This is a genomic window from Pseudobacteriovorax antillogorgiicola, assembly GCF_900177345.1.
In the GTDB taxonomy this organism is placed as follows: domain Bacteria; phylum Bdellovibrionota_B; class Oligoflexia; order Oligoflexales; family Oligoflexaceae; genus Pseudobacteriovorax; species Pseudobacteriovorax antillogorgiicola.
Map to the genome: position 1 here is coordinate 1 of NZ_FWZT01000049.1, position 12,315 is coordinate 12,315.

13 protein-coding genes are annotated in these 12,315 nt (G+C 45.8%); 7 read left to right on the plus strand and 6 right to left on the minus strand.

Annotated elements, in window-relative coordinates; genetic code table 11:
- Window positions 1-86: 86 nt before the first annotated feature.
- The 3 genes from B9N89_RS30655 to B9N89_RS30665 form a co-directional block, all read right to left on the minus strand.
- Window positions 87-818, minus strand: coding sequence for a hypothetical protein (locus B9N89_RS30655; RefSeq protein WP_132326364.1), 732 nt, complete (start codon window positions 816-818; stop codon window positions 87-89).
- 270 nt (window positions 819-1,088) lie between these two features.
- Complete coding sequence (locus tag B9N89_RS30660; protein WP_132326366.1) at window positions 1,089-2,615, minus strand: AbgT family transporter; 1,527 nt, start codon at window positions 2,613-2,615, stop codon at window positions 1,089-1,091.
- A gap of 99 nt (window positions 2,616-2,714) precedes the next feature.
- Entirely contained in the window at window positions 2,715-3,770 is a 1,056-nt protein-coding gene (locus B9N89_RS30665; RefSeq protein ID WP_143478313.1) for an ion channel, read from the minus strand.
- Window positions 3,771-3,885: 115 nt separating this feature from the next.
- Between B9N89_RS30665 and B9N89_RS30670 the strand changes: the two genes are divergently transcribed.
- From B9N89_RS30670 to B9N89_RS30695, 6 genes are read left to right on the plus strand one after another with little or no spacing between them, the layout of a single operon-like run.
- On the plus strand, window positions 3,886-4,434 hold the full coding sequence (locus B9N89_RS30670; RefSeq protein ID WP_159455761.1) for a DUF4178 domain-containing protein: 549 nt from the start codon (window positions 3,886-3,888) through the stop codon (window positions 4,432-4,434).
- Window position 4,435: 1 nt separating this feature from the next.
- The gene (locus tag B9N89_RS30675) at window positions 4,436-5,182 is read left to right on the plus strand and encodes a hypothetical protein (RefSeq protein ID WP_132326372.1); all 747 of its coding nucleotides are present in this window, start codon (window positions 4,436-4,438) and stop codon (window positions 5,180-5,182) included.
- Between the two features lie 9 nt (window positions 5,183-5,191).
- A complete protein-coding gene (locus B9N89_RS30680; RefSeq protein WP_132326374.1) occupies window positions 5,192-6,040 on the plus strand; it encodes a DUF350 domain-containing protein in 849 nt (282 codons plus the stop codon).
- A complete protein-coding gene (locus tag B9N89_RS30685) occupies window positions 6,033-7,547 on the plus strand; it encodes a polyamine aminopropyltransferase (protein WP_159455762.1) in 1,515 nt (504 codons plus the stop codon). Before B9N89_RS30680 ends, B9N89_RS30685 begins: the two co-directional genes overlap by 8 nt.
- Before the next feature lie 50 nt (window positions 7,548-7,597).
- On the plus strand, window positions 7,598-7,981 hold the full coding sequence (locus B9N89_RS30690; RefSeq protein ID WP_132326378.1) for a type III secretion system chaperone family protein: 384 nt from the start codon (window positions 7,598-7,600) through the stop codon (window positions 7,979-7,981).
- Between the two features lie 9 nt (window positions 7,982-7,990).
- Window positions 7,991-8,659, plus strand: a complete 669-nt coding sequence (locus B9N89_RS30695) for a PspA/IM30 family protein (protein ID WP_132326380.1) — start codon at window positions 7,991-7,993, stop codon at window positions 8,657-8,659.
- Window positions 8,660-8,721: 62 nt separating this feature from the next.
- Here B9N89_RS30695 and B9N89_RS30700 read toward each other — a convergent pair whose 3' ends face one another.
- Both B9N89_RS30700 and B9N89_RS30705 read right to left on the minus strand, forming a co-directional pair.
- A complete protein-coding gene (locus B9N89_RS30700) occupies window positions 8,722-9,495 on the minus strand; it encodes a substrate-binding periplasmic protein (RefSeq protein ID WP_132326382.1) in 774 nt (257 codons plus the stop codon).
- Window positions 9,496-9,573: 78 nt separating this feature from the next.
- Window positions 9,574-10,566, minus strand: coding sequence for a hypothetical protein (locus B9N89_RS30705; protein WP_234996209.1), 993 nt, complete (start codon window positions 10,564-10,566; stop codon window positions 9,574-9,576).
- A 303-nt stretch (window positions 10,567-10,869) separates the two neighbouring features.
- Between B9N89_RS30705 and B9N89_RS30710 the strand changes: the two genes are divergently transcribed.
- Window positions 10,870-11,649, plus strand: a complete 780-nt coding sequence (locus B9N89_RS30710) for a VOC family protein (protein ID WP_132326386.1) — start codon at window positions 10,870-10,872, stop codon at window positions 11,647-11,649.
- A gap of 40 nt (window positions 11,650-11,689) precedes the next feature.
- Here B9N89_RS30710 and mscL read toward each other — a convergent pair whose 3' ends face one another.
- Window positions 11,690-12,079, minus strand: a complete 390-nt coding sequence (mscL, locus tag B9N89_RS30715) for a large conductance mechanosensitive channel protein MscL (protein ID WP_132326388.1) — start codon at window positions 12,077-12,079, stop codon at window positions 11,690-11,692.
- Window positions 12,080-12,315 lie beyond the last annotated feature (236 nt).

Genomic DNA, 12,315 nt, shown 5'->3' on the forward strand with positions numbered 1-12,315 from the left:
TATATCAAGCTTTGAAATATCTCGTATCCTGCTGCAATTATGTATTTACTAGGCTATGGTTTTAAAATCGTTGAAAACAATAGTTCTCATAGTAAGAACTTAGCAATCAGGGTATTGATAAACTTTATCCTAGACGACTTAACCAACTTAGGGTCGGCTCGTTTTATGAAGCTCCACAAGCGTGTGTTCGATCTATATTGCCGCTCGATATCTTTAATCACTGAAATTTCTTCTTCAGCACTTAAAAAAGGTGACATTTTTATAGTGTTGATAAGATCGATCTTTTCTGTATGAATCGCTGGTTCAACAGCGTTACCAAGACTCAATCGTTTGTAGACGGCAGCTTCTTCAAGAGGCTTAGTTAGATGACCAATAGTTCCTAAAGCTCGCAATTTGGAGTTTTCCTTGATGATCGTAAGCGGCGCTTTTCCCGTGTAGCTGAAGGTTCTAGGCCGAACATACGTTTGAAAGATCTCATCGTAAATCTCTGCCTGAAGGATGTAGTATTCTGCTCTCAGGCTATCTTCATTCAATAGATCTTCAATATGTATCCAAGACTTGACTCCATTTGATTGACGGCTTGGAGCTGTAGCCAACAGCTTTTCTACAAGGCTGCAAGGCAAATCGTATTGATGAAAGCAAGAAGGGTGGAACCCTGGATCTGAACCGATACATTGATCATTGCAAAGCTCACTTTGAAAGTTTTGGTAGCAACTTTCAGGAACGAATCTACCAATTTGAGTTGTAAGTTGACACCCGGCTGCATGGGATCTGTTTGTAACCAATAGGAAGATGGTGATAAAGATAATTCTATGCATAGTTAACCTCGCGACTGAAGACAATCGCGTTTTCACTTAGAAATACGGGGTTAATTAAATAGCGCTGCATTTTTTCTGATTATTTTATTAAAAAGTGCAGATTTTTATTTATCGTAACCAAAGATAGGTATGATAGTTATAAAGCTGCAGGGATTTCTTGGCACCAGTCAAAAAAACAATAGGAAGGGAATTGACAAGAAGGAAATATAGAAAGGCAAGTGGGCAGTATTTTCAAAGACCTCGAAAATACTGCCATCATCAAATGAGATTCTATTGGGAAGCACTCGGTGGCTCGATCAGCAATGGTGCGTCAGGCCCCAATGGAATTCCAAAAACCATCCACACCAATAACATCACAGCCCACATCAAAAAGAAGCCAACAGAATAAGGTAACATCGTTGCAATCAATGTCCCTAGCCCGATGGACTTATCATATTTCTTTGCGAAGGCAATAATCACTGGGAAGTAAGGCATCAGTGGAGTGATGATATTGGTTGTCGAATCTCCAATCCGATAGGCGGCCTGAGCTAGCTCTGGGGAGTAGCCAAGGAGCATAAGCATCGGTACAAACACTGGCCCCATAATCGCCCACTTTGCCGAAGCAGAACCTATCAATAAATTGAGGCCAGCTGATACTGCTATAAATGCAAGGATCAAGGGCAAACCAGTAAAGCCAATAGCCTTTAGGGCAGCGGCTCCACTGATTGCTGTCACCATGCCGATATTTGACCAGCTAAAGTAAGCAATAAACTGCGCGGCAACAAAGGCGAGAACGATGTATCCCCCCATTGATGCCATGGAGTCTGCGGTCATAGCACTCACATCTTTATCGCTCTTGATTGTTTTAGCTACAACGCCATAGGCAACTCCAGCCAGCAAGAAGCCGAGCATCAAAAGGGGAACCAAAGCATCCATAAATGGCTTCATACCCGTTTTAGGGTCGCGGAACACGCCATCGTCAGAGACAAAGCCCAGCAAGACCAAGGCAGTAAAACCAAGAAGGGTGAGACAAGCCGCCATTAAGCCTTTCTGCTCATCCTTAGTCAGTGCCTTCAGTTCAGTATCGACATCTTCTCCTGCGGACCATGTTCCCAGACGAGGCTCGACAATCCTGTGGGTGACAAACGTTCCCACGATGACAAGCAAGAATGTGGAGACAAAGTTGAAATAGAAGTTCGCAGTAACGTCGACCACGTAACTCGGATCGATGATTTGAGCTGCTGTGGTGGAAATTCCCCCCAAAAGTGGATCAAGGGAAGTTACAATGAGGTTGGCACTAAAACCACCTGATACCCCTGCGAATACCGCAGCCAGCCCGGCTAAAGGGTGACGACCCACCGCAGCAAACAACATGGCTCCCAAGGGAGTGAGGACAACATAACCAGCATCTGCTGCAACGTTTGCCGAGATTCCGGCGAATACTAGAGTTGCTGTCAGCAAGCTTTGCGGCACCGCCATGACAAGCTTGGTCAACCCCGCAGCAACCAAACCAGACCGCTCCGCAACCCCAATACCAATCATCGTTACAAGGACAAGGCCCAGCGGTGGGAATGCGCTGAAGTTAGAGACCATTTCGTGAAGCATTCGCTGGATGTTCTTGGCGCTCAGCAAACTATCCACTGCAATGGTTTCTTGACTTACGGGATGTACCACGCTCAGGCCCATGCTGGCGAGTATCCAAGATGAAATTACAACGAGACCGCATAGAATGAGAAAGAGGGTAATGGGATCTGGGAGGCGGTTACCGATCCTCTCCACCCGATCAAGTATCCCCGAAAGTTTCCCCTTAGTTGCCATATGAACTCCTATTTTTCGGCTAAGACTTGAGTTTCATTACCAACGACAACCAGGACTGTCAACTCGCTTCACCATTCTCCGAATTTCATCTGCCCATGGCTAAGCCTGGCCACGCAATCGCTCGTCGGCGATGATAATGGCCCTGTCTCCTTGAATTATCGGATGATCCTGCTTGGGGTACCAAGAACTGTGGCTGTGACCCCCGTGCTCTCGCTGATGGCTGAGCCCAATGAGCAAGGCATCCTTTGGCTTTAGCCAATCCTCGACATCCTGATAGATCTTGTATTGCTGAGGTATGGGGATCATATAGAGCTGCTTGCCACTGCGGTTGGAGGTCAACTCTTGCATCACATGGCCTAAGCCAGGATCTTGAATCTCTTGGGCAATCATCTGGCTGGACAAATCGGAAACACACAGAACACTGTCGCATCCGGCTTCCTTAAAAACAGTCACCTTTTCAGGCTGCAGGACCTCTGCGATTGTCACCACATGGCCGGCCTTGGCTTCGACGGAAAGAATGATCGCCAGGCTACGAAGATCGGACAATCGCGGCTCATCGGGGTCTGCGAGGATTATTATCTGACGCGCGTTCTCATAGTTGGCTCGATTCAGCACCGCTGGTTCCTCGGCATTGCCGCGAACAAAAGACACTCCTAAATTCGAGAGGTCTTCCGGTAGTTCCTCGAAACGATCGTCAATCAGAACAATCGGAGTTTTTCCAGTAGATTCGTCAGCTCGAATCTCATTCACAAGCTGAACGACTTTGGTTAGGGAAGGTAGTCGAATAATGATAATATGGTCTTTGCACCTCAAGGTTTTTAGCCCCCTTCGCTTACGTGATTCGGTCTTTATGATATGATCTGCCATAGAGCCCAGCACCTGAGCCACTAGTGCACACCCGAAGAACATGGTAGGTATGCCAACTAGAAAGCGACTAAGTGATGTTGTTGGGTATAAATCGCCATACCCTACCGTCGTCATCGATACAATCGCCCACCAAAGAGCATCTCCCCAAGTTAGTTTTGGATTTGTCTGACCTTCTGTTAGCATGAATCCGACGACAGAATAGACAAGCATCAGGCAAAGAGCCAACAATGTGAGGGTGCCGTGGCGTATCAATGTGTTGCGAAAAATTTGAAGCAGAAATTGGAGCATGGTGAGATCAAACCTTAAAAACTTTCTGATAGAACTATTATGCAAGCAATGCCATAGTTAGTAAACTGTGGAAATGCTTGTCTGTCAATGGATCGGCGCATGCGGGAGACTCAAAATGAATTTTTTAGGTATCTTTAAAAAGAAAAAAGAAAAGCCTGATGGCAAGAGTTTCGACCTAGGTCTTCAAGGCCTTAAAGCTGGTGGCTTCGTCGATTATCAACTGCAATCCTATCAGGTGGAAAAGAAAAGCCTCTACGAAGAGGATGGCGAAAGAAGCTTCGAATGGCATCTTGTCAGCCAGACTGATAGCAAGCATCGCTTTCTTTCTTACGAAAAAGACGATGGTGTGGAATATTGGCATCTAACTGAGAAACTTGCTCTCAAACATTTACCCCAAGGGCTCTTGGATGCTTGTGGGCGGGATGACGCTCCTCAAGAAATTGAAGTGGAAGGTGAGCGCTATTTTCTGCAATATTCTGGCGCTTGTTATTTCTATGAAACTGAAGACAGCATTGATCGGGATGAAATGATTTATTGGCACTATGAAGATGGTGATGAGGAGAAGTTAATTCAGATCGAGCAATGGGGCGAACAAGAGTTCGAGGCCTATCACGGCAAGTATGTAGAGGATACTGATTTCTATAATATCATTCAAGGATCGTAGCATGAGATTTGCCCGCTGGATTTGGCTAATATCAATTTCACTTGTGATGTTAGGCTGTGTCGATAATCCTTTGGATCAGATTAAGAAAGATTTGGCGAGTTATGACGAGTACAGCGTCGTTCTCAAAGACATGCAAGAGACGGATAATTTTCCGGGTCAGTTTCACAAATACTCGGTCGTCGCGATCAAAAAGCCGCCGCAGTATTCGGAGGCCATGCAAGATGCCGTCGGCCAAGAAAAAGAGCCTAAGATCACGAAATACGACACAGAATGGATGGGCGTTCCTGAGGACCTCTATCAAAAACACATCAATGATCTGGGTATGACGATCCTATCCCGCGACGCTAACGGCAATATTCGTGATACGGCGCAACCTGCTGGTTATCAATACGTTGGCAACCCAAGCTATGGTCGCTGGGTAAACAACAGCTCCGGCGGCAGTTTTTGGGAATTTTATGGCAAGTATCGCCTAATGAGCGATGCCTTTGATTTATTCCGACATCGAGCCTATCGCAATGATTGGGATCATTACAACGATTCCTATCGGGGGCGGAATCGTCCTTATTACGGACGTCAGAATCAGTATGGCACCAATGGTTCGGTCGCTAAGAAGACAAACCCAACATTCTTCGAACGCCGTCAAGCGAAACAGGCGGCACGGGAAAAAAGCTTCAGCAATAGATTTAAAAATCGCGTTAATCGCAGCCGTTCTGGGTATCGCTCACGGTCTTCAGGGTTCGGAAAGTAGGAGGTCAGCATGTTTTGGGGAATTCCAGTTTATACTTCGATCAGTGTGTTGGTCACGACTCTGTTGGTCTTATTTCTAGGACAAAAGGTCTATTACTTGATGCGCAGGGAGATCGACTTTGCAGATGAACTAACCAATAAAGATAACGGTGCGGTTGCGCTTTCAGTGATCGGCTACATGACAGGTCTATTTCTCGCTTGTTTCGGTGTCATCCATGGCCCCAGCCATGGCCTCTGGAACGATGTCATGGATGTTGCAATTTACGGTGCCCTTGCGATCGTGCTCCTCAATATATCCACCTGGGTCTCTGAAAAACTAGTCCTCCGTAAGTTCTCCAACATTACCGAGCTGGTTCGAGATCGAAACATGGGCGTAGGTGCTACAGAGCTAGGCTTCCATATTGCTAGCGGGCTCATACTCATGGGAGCGCTGAATGGCGAAGGTGGTATTGATACGGCACTAGTATTCTGGGCTGCAGGGCAAATCAGTCTCATCCTGCTATTTAGTATCTATAATCTGCTGACACCTTTTTCCCTTCACGAGCATCTTGAAAAAGACAATGTTGGCGTTGGAATCTGTATTGCTGGAATCTTAATTGCTACCGGAAACATCATTCGCGTCGGTATATCGGGAGACTTCATCTCGTGGTCCACCAACTTTTCTCAATTCGCGATCTATTCAGGCCTTTCGGCCATCATTTTGCCTTTAACACGGGTGATTGTGGATGTGATTTTCGTTCCTTCTGCAAAACTATCGGACGAAATCGTTCATCAAGAAAATTCCAATATTGGTATCGCCCTGTTTGAAGCAGGCTCCTATATCGGAGTGTCTATGATTCTTGGGGGCATCTTTGGCTAAGCTGGTAACCCAAGAAAAGCTGATTTTAGCTTGTATCTTTGCCACCGGCTTCTCTGGGGTCGTGTCGGAATATGTGATGGCGACCTTAGCTAGCTATCTCATTGGCGACTCTATTACCCAATGGGCCATGACCATTTCAGTAATGCTATTCTTCATGGGCGTGGGAAGTAAGCTTTCCGAAAGACTTCCTGGTGATCCACTTCGTAACTTTGTAATCTGTGAATTAATCCTATCTCTGATCGTCTCTTTCGCGCCAACGCTTGTTTATAGCCTTGCAGCGTATACGGAGCGCATCGAGCTAGTGGTTTACACTTTGACCTCATGCCTTGGCATTCTCATTGGTGCAGAGATCCCTTTAGCTTCTCAGATTCTTAGTCGTTCCATGTCATTGAAAACGAATATCGCCTGGGTTCTTTCCCAAGATTACTTTGGTGCCCTGGTAGGCGGGGTATTCTTCGTATTTTTGGGCAAGGCCTATCTTGGGCTCGCCTACACCTCGGTGTTTCTAGGGGCATTGAATCTGGTGGTAGCCCTATCTTGCTGCCGTGGTTTTCCCAGGCTACCAGTCGCAGCTACAGCACTTCTCCTTTTGCTAAATGCAGCAATTGCAAAAGATGTTGTAGTCTATGGCGAACAGTCTCGCTATCGAGATCTCATCATCTGGAGCGAAGCCAGTGACTACCAAAAGATTGTGCTCACACAGTGGAAAGACGACTATTGGCTTTACCTCAATGGCAATGAGCAATTTTCCACCGTGGACGAGCATAAATATCATGAGACCTTGGTTCATCCAACTCTAAACGTCAGTCGAGCCAATAAGCGGATCTTGATCTTAGGAGGTGGCGATGGCCTTGCCGCCCGTGAGATACTCAACTTTCATCCAGAAGTTGAAGAGATTACGGTTGTCGACCTAGACCCTGGAGTCACAAAGTTAAGCCAAACACATCCTGTAATGCTAAAGATTAATGAGAGGTCCCTACTCCACTCCAAAGTCCGTATTATCAATCAAGATGCTAAGCAGTTTTTGAGTCAGAACAAAGCACTCTATGACAGCATCATCATCGATCTACCAGACCCTAAAACGGTTTCCATTGCTAGACTCTATACCAATGAGTTTTACAGCCTCGCACGAAAGAGCCTGAGCAACGGCGGATGCATGGCAACCCAAGCCCTGTCTCCATTTTATGTTCCCCAAGCTTTCTGGTCGATCGATAAAACCCTGACTCAAGTCGGCCTCAGTACGAAAAGCTATTGGATCAGCCTTCCTACCCTCGGAGACTGGGGATTTGTCATGGGGTGCCGCGATCAAAGCCCTGAAATGGTCTCTCATCGCTTTCTCAGAACAAATATTGATAATAGATTTAGGTTCTTGGACAAAGACCAGCTGGTCGCCATGCAAATCTTTGATAAAGAGATCAAAATAGCCAAAAAAGAGGCGCAGGCATCCAATCTTTTCAATCTCAATGTCTACAAATACTACCAAAAAGGGCGCTGGGATCTATACTAGAGATGGCAGCAAAACTTGGGTAGTTCATTCACTTATGGGAGTTTTTCTTAATGGATAGTTACAAAGACTTGATTCGCGGTTATCTCGCCGAACTCGGCGTAAAAGTATTGTCTGAAGGCGAAAGAACGCTGGTTTGTCAGGATTTAAGCGAAGGAATCAACAATCTCATTCTGTTTGTTGACGACCCCATTCTAATTCTCGAACAACACATCGCGAACAGCGACAAGCTCAAGCCTGGTTACGAGAAGGAGCTGCTGCGTAGAAACAACAGTTTGGTACATGGAGCTTTTGTGCTTGACAACAAGGATCGCGTTGTTTGGAAAGATACACTTAGACTAGAGAACTTAGATCTAAACGAACTCGAAGGCTCTATCAAAGCACTTTCCATGAGTATGGTCGAACACTCTCAATTCTTTCTAAACCAAAGGGCATAGGAGTTAATTATGTCATTTTTCAATAGAATGTCCACATTGTTTCGAGCAAAGGCTAACGAAGCACTAGATGAAGTCGAAGCCAAGAACGCAATACCTATTTTGAAAGAGAAGATAGAAGAGCTTAAGCGGGATTATGCTAGCATCAATACCAGCCGTGCAGAGCATAAGTCTCGGATCAAAATTACAGAGAAGAATATCGAGCGAGGGGAAAAAGAGTCAGCTCTTAACCTACAAAAGGCCAAAGAACTCAAGGCACAGGGAACCGATGAGGCCATGCAATTGGCAAAAGAGTACGTCAGTCGCCATCTAGAATGTGTGAAACGGATTGAGCCATTGAAGACACAACTTCAAACTCAAAAAGCTCAGGACGATGAGTTCCGGCGTAAGGCTGATCGCCTCCAGGATACTATCAGACAATGGCAATCCGAGATCGTTACACTTGAAGCCAGATCGAAGACAGCTGAAGCTGAACTAGAAATTGAGAAAACCTTGTCTCAGACTGATCCAGACTCCACATTAGCAATGATGGAAAAACTCAAATCTAAGGTGGAATCAAAGGAAGCCTTGGCCAGCTCCTATCGGGATATCGGCAATGAGTCAAAGTCCTTGGATCAAAAGGCTGATGAACTTCTCAGTAAGTCAGACTCCTCAGTTGACGACCTTCTCAGCAAGTTATAGCCATGTTGTACTAATTTATTACCGATGAAGTTGAGATTCTTGGCCATGCTAAGGATCTTGGCTTACGGGCTTTGCCGCCCAAAGTCTTTGTGAATTTTGGCAAAGTCGCCGGACTCCTTAATCTTTCTCATCTGCTCTACAAACTGTTTTAGCCTAGCCTTTGGGAACGATTTTTTCGAAAATCCAAAATAATATGGCGCTTCGTGAACTGGCGGCTGAATGAGAGCAAACGAGCTCTTATCTTTCACCGTTTCGAGGTAGTCACTTTCGTAGATGACCCCCAACTTGATATGATCTGCCACAATCATTGCAATGAGCTGCTTGGTCTTTGCCACGTAGACGGGTTTCAATGATTTGATCTCATCGAGCTGACCATAGTTGAAACCTAGCTGCTTCACGATATAAACAAACCGAGAGGGAAAATCAATAAATTCTGTGGCTCCCTTCTTTCTTTGAAAACCCTTAAATTCAAAAGTATTTTTCTTGAGGGTTAGTAAATTTATCCTGTCATGATGAACAATGGCAGCCTCATCAAAATAGGCAAAGGCCTCACGTTCCTTAGACTTGCCAATGAACGCTAGAGCATGAACATCGCCCATTTCTAGAGATTTTAAACAGCGTATCCAAGGACACCGAACCTCCTTAATCGTCCAACCAAGGTTTGCCGTCGCTGCCTTAAGAACTTGAGGGTATATCCCTTTGGTTTCACCCCCTTCTTGATAGTAGAAGGGAGCGTAATTCTCGATGGTATAAGAAATTTTGAGTTCAAACCCTTGAGCTTGATACAAGCCGGCGCTGAACAGGATCAGTAGAGTGATAAATCGTCCGAAATTCATTGAAGTTTCCGAAGTTGTGTTGCTGTACTTCTAGTTTAGAACACTGAACCAGATTCGAAAACTCTTGCTTTCACAGCTTTAGTTCACCACCAAGATTCCAAAATCTTCTTGAGCAAGGTCAGCCTTCAAGCTGACATCAGCACATTCATAGACCGGCCCAGTTCGTGGCTTCTTAAAGAAATATATTCCAGGCGCTGCCTCACCTTCTGGAACTGTGAAGGTTGTGGTGATCTGCGAGCCTTGCCCTGGTGCTCTGGTTCCAGCAGAGATACAGCCCAGCTTGTAGGTTTGAATCTCGCCAGTTACGGGGTCCATTTTCATAAAGCCGTATGCATAGAAAATGATACAGGTCGGGCAGCCTTGCGTCTCAGGCCGTGAGGGAATGGCCCAATCGAATGTAACAGTCACCGTATCCCCAGGAGCTGCGGATGCGATAGCTGACATGGGATCACTTGATCCATCCTGTAGCAACTGAACGCCAAGCCTCTCCACTTGAAAGTTTGAAAATACAGTTCCATCGCTTGTTAATGCTACCTCGCGAGTATCGGGTACACAGTAACCATTGGCCACAACACTGCCATCGTCACAGACAAGGGTAGGCTCTGTTGTAAGATCGTCCAATCGAACTCTAAACTTTGCCTCATCGATTGGCTGGCTCCCGTAAAGAACCTGGATATAGGCCCCTGGATTTTCTTGCTGAACCTCTGCTGGGATAAGGATACTCACGTGCCACAGCGAGCTTGAATCCTGAACCTGCGCGGAAATGCCGGGGATTTGCGACCCATTGTCACCGTAAACTCCCCAAGCTACGTTATCATCAAGAGCAACTCTTTCGCCCTCTTGATCAGCGAGGCGACAAAGACTTGTGTTTGGCTGCAAGACATCGTCAGACCATTGGCAGCTTAGATAGGCTCCCGTGATGTTGGATGGAACACTAATTCCCTCTTGCTTAGCATCCTCGCTCACAACAGCGTTACCCTCTTCTAGCTGACTATTGTTTTCGATCGTTGCCACTTGCTCACTTTGTTTGAAACCTTCAGTGCCTGAGCAAGATAAGCACAATAATGCCATTGCACCTAAAATCATTCTTGGAGACATAGTTCTCACCGAACAGAAGTTGATGGGTCGTTTATTTCTGATCGGAGCTGGCACTTACAAAGTCAATTATTTTTGAATTGAGAAAATATCTTCATACTTTGCAGGCATTTAGGGACATCTTTGCTTGTCAATTTTGAGTCACCTCCACCGACTACCCCTGACGAGAGCCATTAATACGTCACTCAAGGCGTTTCCAGTGGGTTCCACGAGTTTATCGTTTACAGCTCTCAATCTTTACCATACATTTGAATGGTTTCAATAATTGGAGGTGATCAAATGGGGTTTCGTGATTCTTACAAAGGTGGCATTTTTTCATGGGTCGACTTGCAAACCACTGATATTGTGAAGGTAAAACCCTTCTACCGGGCTATGTTCGGCTGGGATCTCGTCGATGAACCCACGGATGATGGTTTTTCGTACACACTTGCTTGTCTTGAAGGGAGAAAGGTAGCTGGCTTAGCACAGGCAGGGCCAGATGTCCCCCACAGTATGTGGCAAAGCTATATCAACGTAGAAAAGCTCGACAACTTGCTTGAACAAGTTCCAGCCTTCGGTGGCCAGATTCTTATGGCACCCATGGAAGTTTCAAAGCACGGTCGCATGGCTTGTATCAAAGATCCCGGAGACGCCGTAGTTTATCTATGGGAGCGGAAGAACACGATTGGGGCTGAATGGGTGAACGACCCTAACACGCTATGTTGGAATGAACTCAACACTCGCCAATTGAGCAAGTCAAAAGACTTCTACAGCAAGCTATTCGCGTGGAATTTTAAGGAAGAAAAGACAGGTAGCGATAGCTACACAACCATCGAGGTTGATGGTTGGATGAATGGCGGTATGCTAGATATGAACGACAAGATTCCAGAGGATGTTCCTCCTCACTGGAATATCTATTTCAATGTAGCAAATTTGCAATCGTCTCTAAAGACTTGCCAAGAGCACGGTGGAACCATAGTTGCTGGACCTATGGAAGTGCCCGTGGGACCCTTTGCGATCATTGCTGACCCAAGTGGTGCTCACTTCACAGTGATTGAGTGCAAGGAAGTAGACCCCTAATTAGGAGTTTCATTCCAAGCTCTCAAGCCTTAGTTCTTGGCTAAGGCTGATTTTTTTCCTTGAGTAAGTCTCGAATTTCCGACAAGATAGCTATGTCACGTGGTGTCGGAATACTGGTATCTTTGGGATCCTCGGCCTTATCCCGTAGCTGCTTAACAAGCCGCACGATGATAAAGACCAGAATAGCAATGATAAAAAAGTCTAGGCAAGCCTGCAAGAATGAGCCATATCTAATCTCGACAACCTTGTCCATGAGAGGAAGCTGATAGCTCCAAACCCACTGAGAAACTGAAACTTCACCCAAGAAAATCCCAATAAGTGGAGTTAATATATCGGTCACGAGGGATTGAACGATTTTGTTGAATGCAGCTCCTATCAAAATACCGACAGCTAAATCCAACAAGCTCCCAAAATCCTTCCAGAACTTCATTCATTGTCCTTATAGCAATCAACTCTAGCCAGCTTGGTACAAGGTGCATCATCCATCCTAAAAAATCTACCAAGTCGCTGGCAAGTGCTCCAGCCATAGCTGAAGGCTTGGCTGGTGGCGAAAGCCAGCTATTGTGATCCTGAGTAAAGAGCGATAGCTGCTTTGAGCAGGTGAGCAATCCTTCATTGGATTTCACCTTGGTTCTCAATGTACTGTTTTAGAACTGACAAAGGCGC